Below are 24,486 nucleotides of genomic sequence, written 5' to 3'. Positions count from 1 at the left end.
GCTTGAGTTGAGCAGTGAAGACGAACGTCTGGTGACGGCTCTCCGGAGCGCGATGAAGGAGAACTCGCGTCTTCGCGCCGAGCTGGACCAGCGGTCCGAACCCGAGCCGATCGCGATCGTGGCGACCGGCTGCCGCCTCCCGGGCGGGGTCGACACCCCCGAACAGCTGTGGGACATGGTCTCCCAGGGGCGTGAGGCCCGGGGGCCCCTGCCGGACGACCGGGGATGGGACCTTCCAGGGCTGCTGGACGGTCTGGACGACGAACGGCGCCTCGCCATGGACCGGGGCTCGTTCCTGCGCGACGTCTTCGACTTCGACCCGGCCTTCTTCGGCATCTCGCCGCGTGAGGCCGAGGCGATGGACCCCCAGCAGCGGATCCTGCTCGAACTGGCCTGGGAGACGCTCGAACGCGCGGGCATCGCCCCGACCTCCCTGGCGGGTACCGACACCGGGGTCTACGTCGGACTCGCCTACCAGGAGTACGGGCCCCCGGTGCACGGGGTGACCTCGGACGGCGTCACCCTGACCGGTATCTCCGCGAGTGTCGCCTCCGGTCGCATCTCCTACTGCCTGGGGCTCGTCGGTCCCGCGCTGACCGTGGACACCGCGTGCTCCTCCTCCCTGGTCGCCCTCCACCTGGCCGTGCGCGCCCTGCGCGACGGCGACTGCTCGCTCGCGCTGGCCGGTGGCGCCACGGTCATGTCCGGGCCCGGCACCCTCACCGAGTTCACCCGCCTGCGAGGGGTGGCGGCCGACGGCCGCTGCAAGGCGTTCTCCGGGGGCGCCGACGGAGCCTCCTTCTCCGAGGGCGCCGGAATGGTCGTCCTGGAACGCCTCTCCGACGCACGCCGCCACGGGCACCCGGTCCTGGCCGTGGTCCGGGGCGGAGCGGTGAACCAGGACGGCGCCTCCAACGGGCTCACCGCGCCGAACGGTCCGTCACAGGCCCGCGTGATCGGCCGGGCGCTGGCCGACGCGGGACTGACCACCTCCGACGTCGACCTGGTCGAGGCGCACGGCACCGGTACGCCGCTGGGTGACCCGATCGAGGCGCAGGCGCTCATCGACACCTACGGTCGTGGTCGTCCCGAGGGGCGGCCCCTCTGGTTGGGATCGCTCAAGTCCAACATCGGGCACCCCCAGGCCGCCGCCGGGGTGGCCGCGGTGGTCAAGACGGTCGAGGCGCTGCGCCACGGCGTCATGCCGCCCACCCTGCACGCGGAGACGCCCAGCACGCACGTGGACTGGGACGGCGGGGTCCGGCTGCTCCACGAGTCCCGCCCGTGGGAGGACACCGGCGGGCCGCGCCGTGCCGGTGTCTCCTCGTTCGGCATGAGCGGTACCAACGCCCACCTGATCCTGGAACAGGCTCCCGAGCCGCAGGCCGTCGAGACGGCGACGGGGGAGCCCGCTCCCGTGGTCGGTGCGTCGGTGACCGGCGCCACCGCCTGGCCCCTCTCCGCCCGGAGCCCCGAGGCGCTCACCGCCCAGGCGGCCCGGCTCCGCGTTCACGTCAGCGAGCGTCCCGATCTCGCGCCGAGCGACGTCGGCCGGTCACTGGCCACCACGCGATCGGCGTTGGAACACCGGGCCGTGGTCGTGGGTCGCGACCGAGCGGAGCTCCTGGCCGCGCTGGCCTCCCTGGAGTCCGGGACTCCGGGCGCGAGCACGGCGACCGGCCGGGCGCGACCCGATCGCCGCCCCGTGCTGGTCTTCCCGGGGCAGGGCGGGCAGTGGGAGGGCATGGCCGTCGACCTGCTCGACTCCTCCGACGAGTTCGCCCACCACGTCGCAGCCTGCGAGAAGGCCCTGGAACCCCACGTCGGGTGGAGTCTCACCGATGTGCTGCGCCGCCGGGAGGGGGCTCCCTCCCTCGACCGGGTCGACGTCGTCCAGCCCGTTCTGTGGGCGGTCATGGTCTCCCTGGCCCGCCTGTGGATGGCGCACGGACTCACCCCGGCCGCGGTGGTCGGTCATTCACAGGGGGAGGTCGCCGCCGCGCACATCGCCGGGGCCCTGTCCCTGGAGGACGCCGCGAAGGTGGTGGCGGTGCGCAGCTCCGCCGTGCTCGACCTGGCCGGAACCGGCGCGATGGCTTCGATCGCCAGTCCTGAGCGGGCCGTGCGCGACCGCCTGGCGTCCTCGCGGGGTCCGGTCTCCGTGGCGGCGGTCAACAGCCCGACGAACACGGTCGTGGCGGGTGCGCCCGACGCCGTGGCACGGGTGGTCGAGGAGTGCGAGGCCGACGGTCTCCGAGCCCGGACGATCGCCGTCGACTACGCCTCCCACACCGCCGCGGTGGACGTCCTGGCGGACCGTGTCACGGCGGGACTCGCGGGCGTCACCCCCGGACGTCCGATGATCCCCTTCTACTCCACCGTGACCGGTGCGGCCGTGGACGACCGTCCCCTGGACGCGGAGTACTGGTTCCGGGGTCTGCGCGAACCCGTGCGCTTCGCCGAGGCCACCCGTGCCCTGGTCGACGCCGGGCACGACGTGTTCGTCGAGGTGGGGCCGCATCCGGTGCTGACTCCGGCGGTCCAGGAGACCTTGGAGGAGGCCGGGGCACGCGACGCCGTGGCGCTGGCGACCCTGCGCCGGGACGAGGGCGGACCGGTCCGGTTCCTGACATCCCTCGGGCAGGCGCACTCCCACGGGGTCGAGCTCGACTGGGCGCCGCTGTTCGACCAGGGTGCCGCGCGGGTCGCCCTGCCCACGTACGCCTTCCAACGCCAGCGCTACTGGCGGCCGGGCCCCGGCTCGGTCCCGGAGCGGGGCACCGGTGCGGCCGACGCGTCGCTCGCTCCGCCCGACGGCTGGACCTACCGCGAGGAGTGGGTGGCCGTCCCGGAGGCGGCCGCGTCCCCCTCTCCCACGGCCGGGGGCACCTGGCTGCTGGTCGGGACCCGGCTCGGGCCCGCCCTCAAGGAGTGCGTGCGGAGCCTGGAGTCGCGCGGCCACCACGTCCGTGTTCTCGACCTGCCGGACGACGCGGATCGGCACGCCGTGAGCACGATGGTCGGTGCCGCGTGCGAGGGTGTCGGGGACGTCGCCGGAGTCCTGTTGGCCACCTCCGTGGGCGCTGGCCCCGGAGTGGTCCGCCCTCCGTCCGCCGCACCCGCCCACCGGGACGCCGTTCTCCTCCTCCAGGCCCTCCTCGACACGGGTGTCGCGGCGCCGCTGTGGTGCCTGACCAGCGGTGCCGTCGAGAGCGGCCGGGGTGTGAGCGACCCCGCCGCCGCGCTGCTGTGGGGCTTCGGCCGCGTGGCGGCCCAGGAACACACTGATCGCTGGGGCGGTCTGGTCGACCTCCCCGATCCGGAGGACTCCCACAGCGGGGACGCGCTGGCCTCGGTCCTGAGCGGCCAGGCCGCCTTCGGCGAGGACCAACTCGCGGTGCACGGGTCCAGGGTGCTTGCCAGGAGGCTCGCGCGTGTGACCGTCGACACTGACGGCGCGCGCGAGTGGCGGCCCGTCGGCACCGTGCTGGTCACCGGGGGGACCGGTGGTCTCGGCGCGCACACCGCACGGTGGCTCGCCGAACAGGGCGCGAAGCACCTCCTGTTGCTCAGCCGCAGGGGTCCTGACGCTCCCGGGGCCGAGGAGCTCACCGCCGAACTTCGCGCGGCCGGCGCCGAGGTCACCCTGCTCGCCTGTGACGTCGGCGACCGCGCGCGGCTCGCCGAGGCGCTGGACGCCGTACCGGCGCACCTGCCCCTGACAGCGGTCTTCCATACGGCGGCGGAACTCGACGACGCCCCCGTGGCCGATCTCGATCCGGAGGGCATCGCCCGTGTCCTGCGCGCGAAGGCGGATGGAGCCGTGCATCTGCACGAGCTCTCGCAAGGGCATGATCTGTCCGCGTTCGTCATGTTCTCCTCGGTGGGAGCGGTCTTCGGCGTGAGCGGGCAGGGCAACTACGCGCCCGCGAACGTCTTCTGTGAGTCCCTCGCCCACCACCGCAGGTCCCTGGGTCTGCCCGCGACATCGATCGCGTGGGGAGCCTGGGAAGGTGCGGGGATGGCCGGTCGGGAGGCCGTGGCCGGGCTCCTGCGCAGGCACGGACTGCCCACCATGAAGCCCTCCCCGGCGGTGGAGGGGCTGCGCCGGGTCCTGGACCACGACCTCACGGCGTTGGCCGTCGCCGACATCGACTGGCCGCGCTTCCGACCGGCCTTCACCGCGAACCGTCCCAGCGCGTTGATCACCGAGGTCGCCCCGAGTGCCTCCGGCGGCACCGTCGCACCCGCCCGCGGACCGGGCGCCGGGTCCGCGTCCGAGCCGCTCGGGGATCTGAGGGCCCGACTGGCCGGGGCCGGGCGCGCCGACCGCGTACGTGCGCTCACCGATCAGGTGTGCCACCACGTCGCGGCCGTCCTCGGGTACGGCTCCGGCGACGTGGTTCCGGTGGACCGTGGACTGAAGGACCTGGGCATGGACTCGGTCACCGCCGTGGAGCTGCGCAACCGGCTCACCGCGCTGACCGGAGCCCGCCTCTCCCCGGCCGTCGCCTTCGACCACCCCACCTGTGACGCGCTCGGCCGTCACCTCGAGGAACGAGTGTTCGGCAGCGCGGAGCAGATCGTCCTGGAGCGCCTCGACGGCCTCGCGGCCGCGCTCGACGAGTACGAGGAGACCGACGGTTCACGTGTCGCGGAACGACTCCGCGCCCTGCTGGGGCGCCTGGAACCGGTGGCGGCGGACCGGGCGGGGCGGGACGCCGACGGCTCCGCGGTGGCGGCGACCTCGCGAGAGGAGCTCTTCGCGCTCATCGACGAGACCCTGGCCGACTGAGCCCGCCAGTTCCCGGCCACAGAGGACGGCCGATGACGGACCCCACCCACCACAGACCATTCCGGCACCAGCGCCGCGACGCGAATCGGCAAGGCCCCACCATGACTGACGACGCACAGGTTCTCGACTACCTCAAACGAGTCACGGCGGACCTTCGCCGCACCCGAGCGGAACTCGACCGACGCCGTGAGCGCGACTCCGAGCCCATCGCCGTGGTGGGCATGGGGTGCCGCCTGCCCGGAGGGGTGGACGGACCCGAGGGGCTCTGGGACCTGTTGGACCGGGAAGCCGACGCCATCGGCGACCTGCCCGAGGACCGGGGCTGGGACATCGAGGATCTGCGGGGGCGCCCCGGTATGTCCTCGGGAGGCGGATTCATCCGGGACGTGGCCGGGTTCGACGCCGCCTTCTTCGGTGTCTCCCCACGTGAGGCCGAGGCGATGGATCCGCAGCAGCGGCTCATGCTGGAGGTGACGTGGGAGTCCCTGGAACGTGCGGGGATCGATCCCCACTCTCTGGCCGAGTCCAGCACGGGTGTCTTCACGGGGATCAGCACCACCGACTACGCCCGGGTCACGACCTCGGGCCGGGTCCCCACCCCCGAGGGAGCCGAGGGCTACCTGATGACCGGCACCGCCGCGAGCGTGGCCTCGGGTCGGATCGCCTACACGCTGGGTCTTCGCGGCCCGGCGTTGACGGTGGACACGGCCTGTTCCTCCTCGTTGGCCTCCGTCCTGCTCGCCGTGCGCTCCCTGCGTCAGGGCGAGTGCACGCTGGCCCTGGCCGGAGGCGCGACCGTGATGTCCGGTCCGTCCCTCTTCCTGGAGTCCGCCAAGCAGGGAGTGCTCTCCCGTGACGGGCGGTGCAGGGCCTTCGGCGACGGGGCCGACGGAACCGGGTTCGCGGAGGGGGCCGCCTCGCTCGTACTGGAACGGCTCTCGGACGCCGAACGCCACGGTCACCCCGTCCTGGCGGTCATCCGGGGCGGCGCGGTCAACCAGGACGGCGCCTCCAGCGGACTGACCGCGCCGAGCGGCCCCGCGCAGAGCCGCGTGATCCGCGCGGCGCTCTCCGACGCCGGAGTGGGGCCCGACGACATCGACGCGGTGGAGGCCCACGGCACCGGGACCGAACTGGGCGACCCGATCGAGTCCGACGCCCTCCTGGAGGTGTTCGGTGCCCGGACCGGCGGCGAGCCCCTGTGGCTGGGGTCGGTCAAGTCGAACGTGGGACACACCCAGGGGGCCGCGGGGGCGGTCGGCGTCGTCAAGATGGTGCTGGCCCTGAACCGGGAACGGCTGCCGAGGACCCTCCACGCCGACCAGCCCACGTCTCTGGTCGACTGGGCCTCCGGCGGGGTCCGGCCGCTGGCCGAGGCACGGGACTGGCCGCGGGGGGATCGCGTGCGCCGCGCGGGGGTGTCGGCCTTCGGTATCAGTGGGACCAACGTCCACCTCGTCCTGGAGGAGGCCCCGGCCCCCGTCTCCGGGACCGACGAGACCGTCCCCCCTGAGACAGCGGCCGCGCGGCCGCTGGTCGAAGGGAGGACCGCGTGGCTGCTGTCCGCGCGCGACGAGTCCGCGCTCCGGGACCAGGCCGCGCGCCTCGCCGCTCGGTTCACCGGCGTCGCCGGTGACGCCCCGTCACCGGAGAGCATCGCTCGCTCCCTGGCCACGACGCGCGCGCGGTTCGCCGAACGCGCGGTCGTCGTCGGCGGACCGGAGTCGCTCGAGCGGGGGCTGCGCGCCCTGGCCGACGGAGAGGTCGCGGAGGGCACGGTCACCGGTGTGGCTCGGCGGTCCGGTCGCGCGGCGCGACCGGTCTTCGTGTTTCCCGGCCAGGGAGGTCAGTGGGCGGGCATGGGCCGGGACCTCATGGCCGACTCACCGGTCTTCGCGGCCTCCGTGGCCGAGTGCGAGCGCGCCCTGGCCCCCCTGGTCGACTGGTCGTTGTCCGCCGTCCTGCGCGAGGAGCCCGGGGCGCCGACGTTCACGGGGAAGGGCGCCGCCGCCGACGTCCTGCAACCCGCCGTCTGGGCGTTCCTGGTCTCCCTGGCCCGGATGTGGCGCGCCGCCGGGGTCGAACCCGCCGCCGTGGTCGGCCACTCCCAGGGCGAGGTGGCGGCCGCGTGCGTGGCCGGGATCCTGTCGATCGAGGACGGCGCCCGGGTGGTCGTCGCTCGCAGCCGTGCGCTGGCGAAGGTCGCGGGTGAGGGCGGCATCGCGGTGGTGGGGCTCGCCCCGGACGTCGTCGCGAGCCTCCTCGACGGAAGGCAGGACCGACTGGTCCTCTCCGGGATCAACGGCCCCACGACGTGCACGGTCGCCGGTACCGCCGAGGCGGTGGACGCCTTCGTCGCGGCCCGGGAGGCGGAGGGGACCTTCGTCCGTCGGCTTCCGATCGACTACGCGTCCCATTCCTTCGCCATCGACCGTGTCGAGGAGGAGGTGCGGTCCGCACTGGCCGAGATCACGCCTCGGCGGGGTACCGTGCCCTTCCACTCCACCGTCGCCCCCGGGCCGCTGTGGCGGGCGGGGGACGAGCCCCCGGCGTCACCCCTGGACGGAACCTCGCTCGACGCCGACTACTGGTACCGGAACCTTCGCCACGGAGTGCTCCTGGAACCGGTGGTGCGTCGTCTGGCCGAGGCCAGCGGGGCTTTCGTCGAGGTGGGGCCGCATCCGGTGCTGTCCGTGCCGATGCGCGAGACCCTGGAGTCCGTCGGAGCCGGAGACCGCCCCCTCGTCCACACCCTGCAGAGGGACCAGGACCCCGGAGACCGGTTCCTCGCCGCCCTCGCCGAGGCCCACTGCCAGGGGGTGGAGGTCGACTGGGGGCGCGTTCTGGGCGGGGGCGGCGGCCACGTCGACCTGCCCACCTACCCCTTCCAGCGTCGCGGGTACTGGTTGAGGGAGTCCGCGCTCTCGGACGACCCCGCGGCGATGGGCCTCAGCTCCGTCGACCACCCCCTGATCGGTGCCTGGACCACGATCGGTACGACCGGACAGACCCTCTTCACCGGTCGGCTGGACAGCGGGCGCGTCCCCTGGCTGTCCGAGCACACGGTCTCCGGCCGAGCGATCCTGCCCGGAACCGCCACGGTGGAGCTGCTCCTCCGGGTCGGGCGGCTGTGCGACCGGCCCGAGATCGTCGAACTCACCCTCACCCATCCACTGGAACTGGACCCCGACGGGCCTGGTCTCCCGATCCAGGTCGTCGTCGAGCCGTCCGAACTGCGCGGCACCCGGGCGTTCCAACTCCTGTCCTCGGCTGACGGTCGGACGTGGACCTCGCACGCCGAGGGTCTCCTGGGCCCCGCGACCAGGACGCCCGCCCCCGTGCTGGTCCCCCCGGGCGCCGAGGCGAGCGAACTCGCGCTCTCCGCCGTCTACCCGCTCTTCGAAGCCCTGGGCCTCCAGTACGGCCCCTCCTTCCGGGGCCTGCGCGAGGTTCGAACCCTCGGTTCCCGTACCTGGGCGGAGGTCGGCCCGGACGCCCTGCCCGCCGACGCCGCCGCCCTGACCGGACCGCACCCGGTTCTGTTGGACTCCGGGCTCCAGTCACTGCTCCTGCAAGAGACGGGCTCGGACGCGTCCCGGCTGCTCATGCCCTTCGAGTGGGGCGGGGTCCGGCGCTACGGGGACCGCGCCCCCGAACGGGTGCGGGTACAGCTCACCCGGACCGGTGACGACACCTACGAGGTCCTGGTCGTCGACCCCGAGGGCGCCCCCGTCCTCAGCGTCGATTCCCTCACGGTCCGGGAAGCGGCGTCGGCGGTCCGCGCGGACCGGGACGCCCTCTTCCACCTGGAGTGGGAGGAGGTCAGCGCACCTGATGCGGCCGTGACCGCCGACCCCGGAACCTGGGCCGTGTCCGGCGGTGCCGCTCTGGGCATCGACCGTCGCCCCGAGGACGGGGACGAGGCGCCCGCCGTGGTGGTCGTCGACGAGGGGCGCACAGGGGGCGCCGCCCCCGAGAGGACACACGAGCGGTTGCTCGGGACGGCCTCCCTGCGCGGCTGGGTCGAGGACGAGCGCTACACGACCACGAGGTTCGTCGTGCTCACCCGCGGCGCCGTGCGCCTGCCCGGGGACACCGAGCCGTCGATGGATCCGTCCGGAGCGGCGCTGTGGGGACTCGTCGCCACCGCGGAGACCGAGAACCCGGGGCGTTTCCTGTTGTTGGACGCCGATCGGGCCGACGTCGATCTGGTCCGGGCCGCCCTGGCCACGGGAGAACCTCGTCTGGCGGCCCGGGGCGGCCGCCTCCACGCACCGCGCCTGGCGCGTAGCCTCACCAAGGCCGACGAGGGTTCCCACCCGCCCGCCCGTAGTCCCGGCTGGCGTCTGGACGCCGACGGGCGGGGCGTCGTTGACGGGCTCACCTACGTTCCCGTGCCCGACCGCCCTCTGGCCCCTCACGAGGTGCGGGTGTCGGTCCGCGCCGCCGGACTGAACTTCCGTGACGTCCTGATGACCGTGGGCATGACCCCGGAGCCGGGTGACATCGGCAACGAGGGGTCCGGTGTGGTGCTGGAGACCGGATCCGGGGTCAGGGACCTGAGGCCGGGTGACCGCGTGATGGGGCTCTTCCCCGGGGCCTTCGGTCCCCTGGCGGTGGCCGACCACCGGTACCTGGCCAGGGTTCCGGAGAGTTGGGACCACGCGGAGGCGGCCGCCGTCCCCGCCGTCTACCTGACCGCCTACCTCGTGCTCGTCGACGAGGTGAAGCTCCGGGCGGGGGAGACCGTGCTCGTCCACTCCGCCGCCGGGGGCGTCGGCCAGGCGGCACTCGGCCTGGCCCGGCACCTGGGAGCTCGCGTGCTCGCGACGGCCAGCCCCGGGAAGTGGGACCTGCTCAGATCCTCGGGGCTGACCGACGACGAGATCGCCCACTCGCGCGAACCCGGTTTCGAGGAGCGCTTCCGCGCGGCCGCCGGAGGCGTGGACGTGGTCCTGAACTCGCTCACGGGTGACGCGATCACCGCCTCCCTCCGCCTGCTCTCGGAGGGCGGCCGGTTCGTGGAACTGGGGCACAACGAGCTGCTGGGCAGGGACGACGTTCCCGAGGACGTCACCTACCTGCACTTCAACGTCATGGAGGTGGGGCCGGAGCGCATCCAGCGGGCCTTCGCGGCACTCCTTCCCCTGTTGGTGGACGGCACCCTGACCCGTGGGCCCCTCACCCGGTACCCGATCGAGGAGGCACCGGAGGCGTTCCAGGTCATGCAACGCGGCCACAACGTCGGCAAGGCGGTATTGGAGCTGTCGACCCGCTTCCGGCCCGGGGGGACCGTCCTGGTCACCGGCGCCATGGGACGTCTCGGCGCCTTGGTCGCCCGGCACCTGGTGCTCCGGCACGGTGTCGAGAACCTGCTCCTCGTCAGCCGCCGGGGCCGGGAGGCCCCGGGCGCCGACGAACTCGTCGCCGAGCTCACCGGTCTCGGGGCGAACGTGCGTGTCGAGGCCTGTGACGTCACCGACGAGCAGCAACTGCGGCTGCTTCTCGACGACGCTCCGATCACCGCCGTCGTGCACACGGCGGCCGTGCTCGACGACTCCACCTTCACTGGTCTGACCGAGCAGGCCCTCGACCGGGTGCTGGCTCCCAAGGTCGCGGGCGCCTGGAACCTGCACCGTCTCACCGCCGACCTCGACCTGGACGCCTTCGTCCTGTTCTCCTCGGCGGCCGGAGTGCTGGGCAGCGCGGGCCAGGCCGCCTACTCGGCCGCCAACGCGTATCTGGACGCGCTCGCCGAGTACCGGAGGGAGCGGGGCCTGCCCGCGCAGTCCCTGGCGTGGGGGCGCTGGCTGGTGGAGACGCGGGAGTTCGCGGAGATGAACGAGGTCAGCGCGAACCGGATGGCCCGCACCTGGGGTGTCGAGGGGATCGGTGACCGGGAGGGGTGTGCCCTCCTCGACGCCGCCATGGCGACGAACCGTCCCCACCTGGTGCCCTCACCCCTCGACCTGGTCGGACTCCGTGCCCGGGCGGTCACCCAGGGGCCCGTTCCGGCCCTGATGCGCGGGCTGGTCCGCACACCCGACCGAACGGGGCCGGACACCGCACCGTTGGCCGCGGCGTCGCCCGGACCCGAGCGCCGGGCACTGATCACGCGCAGGATCAGGGAACGGGCAGCGGAGATCCTGGGCTACCGCGAGTACGGCGCGCGGCAGGAGTTCCCGGAGTCCGGTTTCGACTCGCTGACCTCGGTGGAGCTGCGCAACCACCTCCAGGACCTCACCGGTCTGCCCCTGCCGGTCACCCTCGTGTTCCAGCACAGCAACCCGGAGGTCCTGGCACGGTACCTGGACCAGGAGATGGGCGAACCGGTCGACGGGGGGGACCTCGTCCCGGATCGGGAGAGGCTGGGTCACACGCCCCGGGACACGAGTGCCAGGGACAGTCTGGTGGGTCTGTTCACGGACGCCTGTGTGCGACACCGACCGAAGGAAGCCGTCGGACTCGCCCTGGCCGCCTCGCGCACCCGGACGGTCTTCACCGGTGACTCTCCCCCCGCCACCACCACCCTGGCCACCGGCCCCGAGGAACCCGTCCTGATCTGCCACCCGTCTCTGGTGATGACCTCGGGCCCGCACGAGTTCGCGCGGTTCGCCAGTCGCTGGCAGGGACGCCGCCGCGTCCATGTGGTCTCCGCTCCGGGCTACCTGGAGGGCGAGGACCTCCCCGCCGATCTGGACACCTTCGTGCGGACCCAGGCCGACCAGGTGCTCACCGTCGCCGAGGGGCGCCCGTTCGTCCTGGTCGGACGGTCCTCCGGCGGATGGACGGCGCACGCCGTGGCGGAACGTCTCGCGAGCCGGGGGAGGGCTCCGGAGAAGGTAGTCCTGCTCGACTCGGTGGTGCCCGGGGACGACGAACTCCTGCCCATGGTGTCGGAGTTCGTGACCGATCGGGCCCACCAGTTCGAGCTCCTGGACACCCCCCGGCTCACCGCGATGGGGGCCTACCTCGACCTGTTCTCCGGGTGGCGCCCCTCGGAGTGGCGGGGTACGACGGTTCAGGTGCGGCCCACGGAGGCGGTGGTCACCGCCTCCGGTGCCAAGCTCGGACTGGGCTGGGGCTGGCCGACCGGGCACGTCAGGGTCGAGGTGCCGGGCGACCACTTCACCATGATGGAGGAGTGGGCGCCCCACACCGCGGAGGCCGTCGGACGAGTCGTCTCGGAGGGCGGTGCCACGGACTGACCCGGAGTCGCGGACCCCGGGTGGCCGCACGTCCGGTGTGGGCACCCGCTCCGGAACAACTCCGACATCCCGGGCGTTGCCCCTGAGGCGCGCCCGGGACGTCCGCTTCGGCACGGGCACGTGCCGTCCCGATCCGTGCCCGCCGGGAAAACCGGTTGCCAGCCCTCCTAACCTTGAGTACTGATGAGCACCACCACGCCCGCGCCCGCCACGGACCAGCTCCGTTCCCGGTTGCGCGACCTCATGCCCGCCGACCGGCACCGGCTGCGTCGCCGTATCGACGGTCTGGCCAGAATCCGTGACGAGCGCCGTCGCGCCTCGGTGACCGCCCAGATCTCGGGCGACATCGACCGCGCCGAACTCCGGGTGGGGCTGCGCCGCGAGGCCGTCCCCGAGCTCAGCTACCCCGAGGACCTGCCGGTCAGCGCCCGGCGCGAGGACATCGCGGAGGCCATCCGCGACAACCAGGTCGTGATCGTCGCCGGGGAGACCGGCTCCGGGAAGACCACCCAGCTCCCGAAGATCTGCCTGGAGCTGGGGCGCGGCGTCATGGGCACCGTGGGCCACACCCAGCCCCGCCGCCTGGCCGCCCGCACCGTCGCGGAGCGCATCGCGGACGAGATCGGCACACCCCTGGGCGAGACGGTCGGCTACAAGGTCCGGTTCACCGACTCCTCCAACGACAGCACGCTGGTCAAGCTGATGACCGACGGCATCCTGCTCGCGGAGATCCAGCACGACCGCATGCTGCGGCAGTACGACACGCTCATCATCGACGAGGCGCACGAGCGCAGCCTCAACATCGACTTCCTGCTCGGCTACCTCAAACAGCTCCTGCCCAAGCGGCCGGACCTGAAGGTCGTCATCACCTCCGCGACCATCGACCCCGAACGGTTCTCCCGCCACTTCGACGACGCGCCCATCGTCGAGGTCTCCGGGCGCACCTACCCGGTCGAGGTCCGCTACCGGCCCATCTCCGAGGACATCCTCGACCCGGAAGAGAAGAACCCCGGGCCGGGCACCGACAAGGACCAGACCCAGGCCATCCTGGACGCCGTCGACGAACTCTCCAACGAGGACCCCGGGGACGTCCTGGTCTTCCTCAGCGGAGAGCGCGAGATCCGCGACACCGCCGAGGCCCTGGAGAAGAAGAAAATCCGCGGCCTGGAGGTCCTGCCCCTCTACGCCCGGCTCTCGGTCGGCGAACAGAAACGCGTCTGGTCCCGGCACGGCGGCCGCCGCGTCGTGCTGGCCACCAACGTCGCCGAGACCTCGCTGACGGTCCCCGGCATCAAGTACGTCATCGACCCCGGCACCGCGCGGATCTCCCGGTACTCCCACCGGACCAAGGTGCAGCGCCTGCCCATCGAGGCGGTCTCGCAGGCCTCCGCCAACCAGCGCAAGGGCCGCTGCGGCCGTGTCTCCGACGGCATCTGCATCCGGCTCTACTCCGAAGAGGACTTTCTCTCCCGCCCGGAGTACACCGACCCCGAGATCCTGCGCACCAACCTCGCCTCCGTCATCCTCCAGATGGCCGCGCTGGGCCTGGGCGACGTCGCCGCCTTCCCGTTCGTGGACGGCCCCGACCACCGGCAGATCAAGGACGGCGTCAACCTGCTGGCCGAGCTGGGCGCCCTCCAGCCCGAGTCCAGGGACGAACCGAACCGCCAGCGCCGCCTGACCGCGATCGGCCGCCGCCTCGCCCAGCTGCCCATCGACCCCCGTCTGGGCCGCATGGTCCTGGAGGCCGAGAAGCGCGACTGCCTGGCCGAGGTCATGGTCATCACCTCGGCCCTGTCGATCCAGGACCCCCGCGAGCGCCCCACCGAGAAGCAGCAGCAGGCCCAGCAGGCGCACGCCCGGTTCACCGACAAGGAATCGGACTTCCTCGCCTTCCTGAACCTGTGGAACCACCTGCGCGACAAGCAGCAGGAGCTGTCCGGCAACCAGTTCCGCCGCATGTGCCGCGAGGAGTTCCTCAACTACCTGCGCGTGCGCGAGTGGCAGGACATCCACGGGCAGCTCAAGCAGGTCCTGCGCACGATGGACATCGAGGTCCCACCGCTGCGCGAGGAGGCCGCCGACCCGCGCTCCGTGCACATGTCACTGCTGGCCGGCCTGCTCTCGCACGTCGGTCTCAAGGACCCCGACAAGCACGAGTACCTGGGCGGCCGGGGGGCGCGGTTCGCGATCTTCCCCGGCTCCGCGCTGTTCAAGAAGCAGCCCCGCTTCGTGATGGTCGGCGAACTGGTGGAGACCTCCAAGCTGTGGGGGCGCATGGTCGCCAGGATCGAGCCGGAGTGGGCCGAGGAGCTCGGCGTCGACATCGTCAAGCGCGGCTACAGCGAACCGCACTGGGAGCGCAAGCGCGGCGCCGTCATGGCCTACGAGCGGGTCACCCTCTACGGGGTGCCCATCGTCGTCCAGCGCAAGGTCTCCTACGGGAGGATCGACCCCGAGCTCTCCCGTGAGCTGTTCATCCGCCGTGCCCTCGTCGAGGGCGACTGGGAGACCCGGCACCAGTTCTTCCACGACAACCGCAGGCTGCTCGACGAGGTCGAGGACCTGGAGCACCGGGCCCGTCGCCGCGACATCGTGGTGGACGACGACACGCTGTTCGACTTCTACGACCGCCGCGTGGCCGACTCCGCCGTCTCCGCCGCCCACTTCGACTCGTGGTGGAAGAAGGCCCGGCGCACCGAGCCCGCGCTCCTCGACTTCACCCGTGAGGAGCTCATCAACGACGGGGTGGAGGGCGTCAGCGAGGACGACTACCCGGACGTGTGGCGCCAGGGCGCGTTCGTCTTCCCGCTCACCTACCAGTTCGAGCCCGGGAGCGACTCGGACGGCGTCACCGCGCACGTCCCGGTGAAGTTTCTCAACCAGGTGGAGAACACCGGCTTCGACTGGCAGATCCCCGGCCTGCGCGACGAGCTCATCACCGCGATGATCCGTTCGCTGCCCAAGCCCCTGCGCCGCAACTTCGTGCCCGTCCCGGACCACGCGGCCCGGGCCCGGGCCGGGGTCACCCCCTACGAGGGTTCCCTCACCGAGGCGCTGGCCGCCGAGCTCACCGTGATGGCGCACGGAGAGCGGGTCCGCCCGGAGGACTTCCAGCTGGACCGGGTCCCGGACCACCTGCGGATCACCTTCCGCGCCGTGGACGACCGGAAACGCACCCTGGCCGAGTCCAAGGACCTCGAACAGCTCCGCGCCAAGCTCAAGCCGCGTCTGCGCGAGGCGATCGCCACCGAGGCCAAGGGCGTGGAGAAGAAGGGGATCACCTCCTGGGACTTCGGGCCGCTGGAACAGACCCTGGAACGCAAGGCCCTGGGCCCCAAGGTGAAGGGGTATCCCGCGCTGGTCGACGAGGGCGAGAGCGTCGCGATCCGCATCTTCGACACGCGCCCCGAGCAGCGCGCGGCCATGCGCGCGGGCACCCGGCGCCTGCTCATGCTCACCATCCCGTCCCCGGCGACGGCGGTCAGCAAGGGCCTGAACAACCCGGACAAGCTCGCTCTGGCGGACAACCCGCACGGGTCGATCCGCAGGATGCTGGAGGACGCCGAGGCCGCCGCCGTCGACCACCTGCTCACCCGCGAGGGCGGGCCGGTGTGGAACGCCGACGACTTCGCCCGGCTCTCCGACCGGGTGCGCGCGGACCTGGGTGACACCCTCGCGGAGATCCTGGACCGGACCGCCCGCGTCCTCGTCCTGTGGCGCAAGGTCAGCAAGAAGGTGAAGGGCACCACGTCCCTGGCGGTCCTGCCCTCGCTCAACGACGTCCAGGGACAGCTGGGCGACCTCGTGGGCGACGGGTTCGTCACCCGTGCGGGGCTGGGCCGCCTGGACGACGTGCACCGGTACCTGCGCGGCGTCGAGTACCGGCTGGGCAAGCTCCCCGAGAACCCGCGCCGTGACCAGGTCAACATGTCCAAGGTCGAACAGATGCGCCAGGCCGTGGCGAAGGTCCGCGGGGCGCTTCCCGCGGGCCGGGCCGACGACCCGGACGTGGAGGAGCTGCGCTGGATGCTGGAGGAGTACCGCGTCAGCCTCTTCGCCCAGGAGCTGCGGACCGCCTACCCGGTCTCGGACAAACGCATCATGAAGGCGATCGAGGCCGTCAAGGAAGCGTCGAAGCGGCCCTAGGCCAGGGGGCGGCCCGCACGGGCCGCCCCCGATCCCTACCGGGGGCCGGGTCCGGCGGCGGCGTGCCTTCCGGCCTTCGCCTCGAAGAAGTCGCCGCCCTTGCGCAGGGCGTCGTCGGTGCCCCAGGACTCCTCCGCGCCGACCCGCCGCAGGTGCGGGATGTGCTTGCGGCAGTGGATGTAGGCCTCCTCGACCTGCACCATCATCCACATCTGCGCGCGCTGCCCCGGCACCCGTGCCAGGGGCAGGCCCGGGACGTGCGGGCGCAGGGTCTCGTCCTCCATGATCTTCACCCGGCCGTTCACGTGCAGGCCGATCCGCTCCCGCTCGAAGTCGAGGAACATCAGCCCGATGTGCGGGTTCTCCAGGATGTTGCCCGCGCTGGCGAACACGCCGTTACCCCGGTACTCGGGGTAGGCCAGGGTCCGGTCGTCGATGACGTGGACGAACCCGGGGGGCCCGGCCCGGAAGCTGGAGTCGCACTCGCCCCGGGCGTCCGCCGTGGCGATGAACAGCATCTCCTGGCGGGAGATGAACTCCTTCATGAGCGGGTTCAGGTGGTCCAGCATCTGGTCGTTGTAGAAGCGTTCGGCCCGTTCGGCGGTGCCCATGACCGCCTGCACGTGGCGCTCTCCGTCGGTCCCGGGCGTACGGTCCTGCTGGCTCTGAGTCATGAACGAGGCTTTCGACGGGGGTGAGAGGAGGAGGGGAACGGTGCCCGCGTCAGCGTCGCCGGTGGGACGCGTGCGCGGGCTGGGAGGCCTGTTCGGCCCCGGCGATCATGTTCGCGGTGATCCACTGGTAGACGAGCACCCAGGCCGAACTCATCGAGGACGACCAGGTGGGGGAGACCTCGCTGACGGCGCGGACCAGGGCGCGTCCGACGTGCGGGTAGTGCTCGGGCAGCACCCCCAGCTCGTCGCGGTGCTGACGCCCCAGACGTTGCAGGTAGCGGGCCACGTCGTCCGGGCTGTCCAGGTACCGCACCACGGACAGCAGGGCGTCCGCCATGCGCTGCTGCTGGGGCTTGATGTCCTCCGAGAACATGCTCCGCACCTCGGGGACCATCATGAACAGGTTCTCGTAGAAGGACCTGGCCAGGCGTGTGGAGCCCTCGGGGATGTCCACACAGGACTGACGTACCAGTTCGATGATCTCCTGGTCGGGCAACGGAACTTCGGACAGTGAGCGATGGGTCAAGACGAATCCAGACGTCGGGTGAGCGGGGAACCACGGAACGCGATGGGGGACCCGTGAACCGAGGGCCGGGTTCCTCTGGCGGTGGTCTTCGTCCGCGGGGAATCACTCGATCCCGCGGGTGCAGCGCCGATACGGTATCCGTTCGCGGCCTCGTCGATCCGAGGCCCGGAACCCGGAGATGAACGGGACAGGTCGGTGTGAGGGGGACCTGACCACCGTTAATCGGGCTGTTGTGGAGGAACTGTAACAGAAGGGCTACGTGAGTCAGAGGTTTCTCTTGGTAACCAGTGGGCGGGCCTGGCCGGAGCCCACCTCACGCGTCCTTCCCCACCGACGAAGGGGGCGGTAGCATTCCGGCCGTGGTCTGGACCACGATCCTGCCCGAGGCGACGGAAACGAGGCACCCTGTGGACACACCACGACGGCTCCTGCTCGTGGGGACCTACACCCCCGACTCCGACCCGCCCGGAAAGGGCGAGGGCATCCAGCGGGTCTGGTTCGACCCCGAGACCGGCGAGCTGACCCCGGACGGCGTCGCCGCCCGCACCACGGGACCCTCCTTCCTCGCGTTCCGCCCGGACCCGCCCACGGTGTACGCGGTCAACGAGAGGGCCGAGGGTGCGCTCACCGCGTTCCGGGTGCACGGGGACGCCACCCTCACCGAGCTCGGCTCCGTGCCCACCGGCGGGGGCTCGCCCTGCCACGTCCGCTACCTGGGCCCCGAACGGGTCGCGGTGGCCAACTACGCCAACGGCGTGGTGACCCTCCAGCCCACCGGTGAGGACGGCGCACCCACCGAACCCCGCCGCGAACTCGCGCACCGGGGGCGCGGCCCGGTCACCGACCGCCAGGACGGGCCCCACGCGCACAGCACCGCCGTGGTCCTCGACGCGCACGACCCCCGGCTGCGCTACCTGCTCGCCGCCGACCTCGGCACGGACGAGCTGCGCGTGTACCACTACGCGACCCCGCTCAACGAGGAGAACCAGGGACCGGCGCCCGACATCGACGAAGGCCTGCTGGGCACCGTCCGGCTGCCCTCCGGCACGGGTCCCCGGCACATGGCCGTCAACGGCCGCCACGTGTACGTCACCGGGGAACTGGACTCGCGCGTACACGTCGTGCGCTGGAACCCCCGCAACGGCACGGGGGAGCACCTGGGGTCCGTCCCCGCCGTGGGCGACCCCTTGCCGGACAACTTCCCGGCCGAGATCGCGCTCCACCGCCTCAAGGTCGAGGGCCGCGAGATCGCGGACGGCGACGCCCTCCCGATGACCACCACCTACGAGGGGCGCGTCTACGTCTCCAACCGTGGCGCGGACGCGGTCTCGACCTTCGCCGTCCGTGACGAGGGCGCCCGCCTGGAGCACCTGGCAGACACCCCCGTGGGCGCCTGGCCCCGCCACTTCACCGTGGTCCGGGGACACAACGGGCAGCCCGACCACCTGGTCGTTGCCGCCCAGAACGGGGACTCCCTGATGTCGCTGCGCATCGACCCGGACACGGGCGTCCCCGTCGACACCGGCCACCGCCTGGACGTCCCGGTCCCCGTCTGCGTGCTGCCCGTCCCCATCAAACGCATCCGCAGGGCCGAGGCCCAGGGCTGACCGGGGGCGTCGAACCACCGCGACCTCCCGGCCACCGGCGCCCCGGCGCCTCCGGTGTGATCCCGGTCCTAGGCGAACCCCTACAACAGGTGTGCCCGGGTTCTGTGTGCCCCGCCTCCTGCCGCACGTCCCCGCATAACGGACAATGGACGGTGATCCGCTCCCGACACCTCCCCGAAGGGGACCACGCATGCCCACCACCGTGACGGCCCACGTCCGCTACCGGGGCCTCACCGCGCGCGACCTCGCACTCGTCGCCGTGTTCGCCGCGCTGATCGCCGCGCTCAGCGTCACCGTCGCCATCCCCATCGGGCCGGTGCCGATCACCCTCCAGACCCTGGGCATCATGCTCGCCCCCAGCCTCCTCGGGTGGAAGCGCGGCAGTCTGGCGATCGCCGCCTTCCTGGCCCTCGGCCTGGCCGGGCTTCCCCTCTTCGCGGGCGGGCGCGGCGGCCTCGCCGTCCTGGCCGGGCCCTCGGCCGGGTTCATCGTGAGCTGGATCTTCGCCGCCCTCGTCATCGGCCTCCTCACGGACCTCATGGTGGCGCGCGGGAAGTACGGCTTCTGGCGGGGGCTGCTCATCAACCTGCTGGGCGGGGTCGTCGTCATCTACGCCATCGGCGTCCCCTGGATGGCGGTGGTCCTCGGGGACGGCGTCCTCGCCGGGGCCCTGTCCATGACGGCCTTCCTCCCGGGCGACGTCGTCAAGGCCGTCGTCACCGCCGCGATCGCCAGCGCCGTCTTCCGCGCCTACCCCATCCCCCCGGCGGGCCGACCGGTCATCGACGACCGGGTCGCCCAGGAGAACGACTGATGCTCCGCCTCGCAGGGGTCTCCCACGCCTACGACGGCCGCACGGTGCTGCGGGACGTCACCCTCGACCTCGCCGAGCACCGGATCGGCGTGATCGGGGCCAACGGCTCGGGCAAGTCCACCCTGGCCCGCACGCTGAACGGTCTGGTACTGCCGGACACGGGCCGGGTCTCGCTCGGGGAGTGGGACACCCGACGGCACGCGAAGCAGGTCCGGCGCAGGGTCGGCTTCGTCTTCTCCGACGCCGCCAACCAGATCATCATGCCGACGGTGGCCGAGGACGTGGAGATCGGGCTGCGCTCCCTGAGACTGGGTCGCGAGGAGACCGCCCGCCGTGTGGACGAGGTCCTGGAGCGCTACGGGCTCAGCGACCACCGCGACCACCCCGGACACCTGCTCTCCGGCGGCCAGAAGCAGCTCCTCGCGCTGGCCTCGGTGCTGGTGACCGGTCCCGAGATCCTCGTCTGCGACGAACCAACCACCCTGCTCGACCTGCGCAACACCCGCATGGTGCACCGCACGCTGGCCGGGCTCGACCAGCGGGTCGTCCTGTTCACCCACGACCTGGACCTGCTCCCCGACTTCGACCGCGTCCTGGTCATGGCCGAGGGCCGGGTGGCCTTCGACGGCGCACCCGACGACGCCGTGTCCTTCTACACCAAGCTCATGGACCAGGCGGACGGCGCGTGAGTGCCATCGGGCTGTACGTGGCGGGCACCGGGCCCCTGCACCGGGTCTCCGCCGGACCCAAACTCCTGGGTCTGCTGGTGGTCGGCGTCGCCCTCGTGGCCGCCGCCGACCCGTGGGTGTCCCTGGGCGCGCTCGTCGCGAGCCTGCTCGCGTACCCGCTGGTCGGGCTGCACCCGCGCCGGGCCCTGGGGGTCCTGCGGGCACTGTGGCCGTTCCTGCTGGCCATCGGGGCGTTCCAGGCACTGTTCGGGGCCTGGGAGGAGGGGCTGCGGCTGTGCGCCCAGCTCGCGTCGCTCGTGCTGCTGGCCAACGCCGTCACCCTCACGACCCGGGTCCGCGAGATGCTGGACCTCTTCGAACGCCTCGCCCGTCCGCTGCGCCACGTGGGGGTCAACCCCGACCGCGTCGCGCTGGTGCTCGCCCTGACCGTTCGGTCCATCCCGATGGTCGCCTCCGCCTGGCGCGCCGCCCGGGAGGGCTACCGGGCGCGGGGCCTGTCCGGGCGGCCCCATCTGCTGGTCGTGCCGGTGATCGTCCAGCTGCTCCGGATGGCCGACGCCACCGGTGAGGCGCTGGTGGCCCGGGGGATCGACGAGGACACCCGCGTGCGCGTGGACTGATCCGTACCGATTCGGTATCCGACGGGTGATTCGTGCCGGTCGTCCGGGGATAATGTCCGGCACCAGTTCCCACGGCGCAGAGCCGGTGATCGCGTGACCAGGCGTTCCCCCACCGAGTGGCGGCCCACGGCCGTCCTCGTCGCCCTGCTGGTGGCCGTGTCCCTGCCCGGGGCGTACCCCGCGCTCGACGCGGTCCCCGAGGCCGCGCGGGCCGTCCACACGCCCGCCCCTCCCGTGGCCACCGCACGGGGCGGCACGGCCCTGCCCCCGGGGGAACGGGCCGCCCTGACCGCTCGTGTGGAGGTCCTCGACGCCGAGCACACGGCGGAGTTCGGGATCGCGGTCCAGGACCTGCGGACCGGCACGACCTTCAGCCACGGGGCGGAGCGGCCGTTCCCCACGGCGAGCGTGGCCAAGCTGACCGTCCTCACCATGCTCCTCATGAGTGCCGAGGAGGAGGACCGCGCGCTCACCGCCAGCGAACGCGAGCGGGCCGAACGCATGATCAGGTACAGCGACAACACCGTCGTCGACGACCTCTACGCCCGGCTGGGCTTCACCGACGGGTTCCGCCGCCACGCGGACCGACTGGGGTTCACCGCCACCGAACCCCACCCCGGGGGGAGCTGGGGCGCCACGACGACCACCGCCGCCGACCAGATCCGCCTGCTGCGCGCCCTGTACACGGACGAGGGGCCGCTCTCCGAGGACGACCGCGCCCTCGTCCGCGCGCTCATGGCCGAGGTCGCTCCGGAGCAGGCCTGGGGCGTGTCCGCTGCCGCCGCCCCCGGGGACACCGTGGGGGTCAAGAACGGCTGGACGCCGCGCGAGCCCGACGGACCGTGGATCATCAACAGCGTCGGGCACGTCGGCGGCCCCGACCGCGAGTACCTCGTGGCGGTCCTGTCCGAGGGCCACCCCGACCACGCCTCGGGTGTCGACCTCGTGGAGAAGCTGGTCACCGAGGTCACCGGTGCCATCGAGGGGCGCCCCGCACCGCACGACCACCACGTCCTGGCGGCACGCGCCCTCCCGCCGTCCTGAGCAAAGCGGGGGTGCCCCGGTGCGTGGCGGAGTGCCGATCAGCACGTTGTGCGAGGCTGAGGGGACGAAGGGTCACGATCCACGGGTCCACCACTGGGGAGACGGCGGAACATGGACAGCTACGGGGCGCAGCTCGGGGTGGTTCTGGCCCTCGTCCTGGTCAACGCACTGTTCGCGGGCAGCGAGATCGCCCTGATCACCCTGCGCGAGGGACAGGTCAAGCAGTTGGCCGAGCGCGGGGCGGGCGGCAGGGCCGTGGCCCGCCTGGCCGGGGACCCCAACCGCTACCTCGCCACCATCCAGATCGGCATCACCCTCGCCGGGTTCCTCGCGTCCGCGACCGCCGCCGTGTCCCTGGCACGTCCGCTCGTGGAACCCCTGGGCTTCCTCGGCGCGGCCGCGGCCCCGGTGTCGGTGGTCCTCGTCACGGTCGTCCTCACGTTCGTGACGCTCGTCCTGGGAGAGCTCGCCCCCAAACGCGTCGCGATGCAGCGCGCCGAGACCTGGGCGCTCGTCGTCTCCCGCCCCCTGGACCTGATGGCGACGCTGTCCCGTCCGGTCGTGTGGCTGCTGAGCGCGTCCACCGACCTGTTGGTGAGGCTGACCGGCGGTGACCCGTCGGCGTCCCGGGAGGAGATCTCGGAGGAGGAGCTGCGGGACATGCTCGCCTCCCAGCGCGACATCACCCAGGAGCAGCGCACCATCATCGCGGGCGCCTTCGAGATCGACGACCGGCGGCTGCGCCAGGTGGTGGTGCCGCGCGGGGAGGTGTTCGTCATCCCGGCCGGGACACCGCCCGACGAGGCACTGCGGATGCTCGCGGAGCACGGTCACTCCAGGGCGCCGGTGGTGGCCGAGGGAGACCTGGACGAGGTCCTCGGCGTGGTGCACTGGTCCGACCTCGTGCGGGGGTCCGGAACCGTTCGGGAGGTCGCGCGGGAGCCGATGCTGCTCCCCGACTCGCTGGTGGTGTCCCTGGCCCTGGAGCGCATGACGGAGCAACGCGCGCAGCTCGCCGTGGTGGTCAACGAGATGGGCTGGATCGAGGGGATCGTCAGCCTGGAGGACCTGTTGGAGGAGATCGTCGGGGAGATCTACGACGAGACCGACACCGACGTCCGTGTGGTCCGGCGGCACGAGGACGGGTCGATGTCGCTGCCGGGCACCTACCCGGTCCACGACCTGTCCGACCTCGACCTGGACCTGCCGGACCCGCCGGAGGGCGACTACGTCACCGTGGCCGGGCTGATCCTGTCCGTGTTGGAGCACATCCCGCGGACGCCGGGGGAGCGGGTCGACTTCGGCGGCTGGACGGCCGAGGTGGCGGAGACCAACGGGCGCACGATCACCGAGGTGCTGGTGCGGCCGAAGCCGGACGGCACGTCCTCCTGAGCTCCCGCGCCCCGTGATCCGGTGGCCGGAACCGGCCACCGGATCACGGAGCCCTTCGGCGCTCGACGGCACCGTCCGGGGGCCCGGTCAGTCGAGGGGGCCGCCCGCCACGTAGAGGACCTGACCGGACACGAAACCGGCGTCCTCTCCGGTGAAGAAGGCGACGGCGTTGGCGATGTCCTCCGGGTAGCCGACCCGCTGGACCGGGATCTCGGCCGACTTGAAGGCCTTCATGTCGTCGTAGTCGATACCGATCCGCTCGGCGGTGGCCCGGGTCATCGCGGTCTCGACGAAGCCGGGGGCGACCGCGTTGCAGGTGACGCCGAACTTGCCCAGCTCGATGGCGAGGGTCTTGGTGAATCCCTGGAGCCCGGCCTTGGCCGCCGAGTAGTTGGCCTGGCCCCGGTTGCCCAGGGCGGACGAGCTGGACAGGTTGACGATCCGGCCCCACCCGGCCGAGGTCATGTGCGCCTGGGCGGCCCGGCTCATCAGGAATGATCCGCGCAGGTGGACGCCGAGCACGGTGTCCCAGTCGTCGGCCGACATCCTGAACAGCAGGTTGTCGCGGAGCACGCCCGCGTTGTTGACCAGGATCGCGGGCGGGCCGAGCCGTTCGGCGACGGTGTCCACCGCCGTGGAGACCTGGTCCTCGTCGGAGACGTCGCAGCCCACCGCGACGGCCGTGCCTCCGGCCTCCGTGATCCGGTCCGCGACCCGCTGGGCGTCGGCCTCCCCGAGGTCCAGGACAGCCACGGCGCGGCCCTCACGGGCCAGACGCTCGGCGGTCGCGGCGCCGATGCCGCGGGCCGCGCCGGTCACGATCGCCACACGAGGCGTTGGGGACATGGTGTTACCTCCGTAATTCGTGTGCTGGGCGCGGAGGAATCCTATCCGCATGCCTACCGGTCGGTACGTGCCCGGGTGGTGGTTGCGCCGCACTTGCGAAACGCTCAGGTAACGCTTCCGCG

12 protein-coding genes are annotated in these 24,486 nt (G+C 72.3%); 9 read left to right on the top strand and 3 right to left on the bottom strand.

The features are described 5' to 3' along the window. Positions 1-7: 7 nt before the first annotated feature. The 3 genes from ACFW3L_RS07385 (at position 8) to hrpA (ending at position 16,152) form a co-directional block, all read left to right on the top strand. Positions 8-4,795: an SDR family NAD(P)-dependent oxidoreductase gene (locus ACFW3L_RS07385; protein ID WP_378737420.1), complete on the top strand. Its 4,788-nt coding sequence runs from the start codon at positions 8-10 to the stop codon at positions 4,793-4,795. 101 nt (positions 4,796-4,896) lie between these two features. Next, positions 4,897-12,003 carry an SDR family NAD(P)-dependent oxidoreductase gene (locus ACFW3L_RS07380; RefSeq protein ID WP_378737418.1) on the top strand — a complete coding sequence of 2,369 codons (7,107 nt, stop codon included), beginning with the start codon at positions 4,897-4,899 and terminating at the stop codon, positions 12,001-12,003. A gap of 183 nt (positions 12,004-12,186) precedes the next feature. Further along, on the top strand, positions 12,187-16,152 hold the full coding sequence (gene hrpA, locus ACFW3L_RS07375) for an ATP-dependent RNA helicase HrpA (protein ID WP_378737416.1): 3,966 nt from the start codon (positions 12,187-12,189) through the stop codon (positions 16,150-16,152). 35 nt (positions 16,153-16,187) lie between these two features. Here the strand turns inward: hrpA and ACFW3L_RS07370 are convergent, their stop codons facing one another. Both ACFW3L_RS07370 and ACFW3L_RS07365 read right to left on the bottom strand, forming a co-directional pair. Beyond that, positions 16,188-16,826: a pyridoxamine 5'-phosphate oxidase family protein gene (locus ACFW3L_RS07370; RefSeq protein ID WP_378737414.1), complete on the bottom strand. Its 639-nt coding sequence runs from the start codon at positions 16,824-16,826 to the stop codon at positions 16,188-16,190. Positions 16,827-16,875: 49 nt separating this feature from the next. Next, entirely contained in the window at positions 16,876-17,352 is a 477-nt protein-coding gene (locus tag ACFW3L_RS07365) for a globin domain-containing protein (protein WP_378737412.1), read from the bottom strand. A gap of 407 nt (positions 17,353-17,759) precedes the next feature. On the opposite strand from ACFW3L_RS07365, the gene ACFW3L_RS07360 reads away from it, so the two are divergent. From ACFW3L_RS07360 to ACFW3L_RS07335, 6 genes are all read left to right on the top strand, one after another. Then, a complete protein-coding gene (locus ACFW3L_RS07360; RefSeq protein WP_378737634.1) occupies positions 17,760-18,959 on the top strand; it encodes a lactonase family protein in 1,200 nt (399 codons plus the stop codon). 190 nt (positions 18,960-19,149) lie between these two features. After that, positions 19,150-19,773: a biotin transporter BioY gene (locus ACFW3L_RS07355; RefSeq protein WP_378737410.1), complete on the top strand. Its 624-nt coding sequence runs from the start codon at positions 19,150-19,152 to the stop codon at positions 19,771-19,773. Then, a complete protein-coding gene (locus ACFW3L_RS07350; RefSeq protein WP_378737408.1) occupies positions 19,773-20,462 on the top strand; it encodes an energy-coupling factor ABC transporter ATP-binding protein in 690 nt (229 codons plus the stop codon). The genes ACFW3L_RS07355 and ACFW3L_RS07350 overlap by 1 nt, the downstream gene beginning before the upstream one ends. Next, positions 20,459-21,082: an energy-coupling factor transporter transmembrane component T family protein gene (locus ACFW3L_RS07345; protein WP_378737406.1), complete on the top strand. Its 624-nt coding sequence runs from the start codon at positions 20,459-20,461 to the stop codon at positions 21,080-21,082. Before ACFW3L_RS07350 ends, ACFW3L_RS07345 begins: the two co-directional genes overlap by 4 nt. A gap of 93 nt (positions 21,083-21,175) precedes the next feature. Further along, entirely contained in the window at positions 21,176-22,126 is a 951-nt protein-coding gene (locus tag ACFW3L_RS07340) for a serine hydrolase (protein ID WP_378737404.1), read from the top strand. A gap of 111 nt (positions 22,127-22,237) precedes the next feature. Then, positions 22,238-23,518, top strand: a complete 1,281-nt coding sequence (locus tag ACFW3L_RS07335) for a hemolysin family protein (protein ID WP_378737402.1) — start codon at positions 22,238-22,240, stop codon at positions 23,516-23,518. A gap of 87 nt (positions 23,519-23,605) precedes the next feature. Here the strand turns inward: ACFW3L_RS07335 and ACFW3L_RS07330 are convergent, their stop codons facing one another. Further along, positions 23,606-24,364, bottom strand: a complete 759-nt coding sequence (locus tag ACFW3L_RS07330; protein WP_378737400.1) for an SDR family oxidoreductase — start codon at positions 24,362-24,364, stop codon at positions 23,606-23,608. Between the last annotated feature and the right edge of the window lie 122 nt (positions 24,365-24,486).

The organism is Nocardiopsis sp. NPDC058789 (assembly GCF_042745575.1).
In the GTDB taxonomy this organism is placed as follows: Bacteria; Actinomycetota; Actinomycetes; order Streptosporangiales; family Streptosporangiaceae; genus Nocardiopsis; species Nocardiopsis eucommiae.
This window is presented reverse-complemented; position numbering and strand designations above follow the sequence as displayed.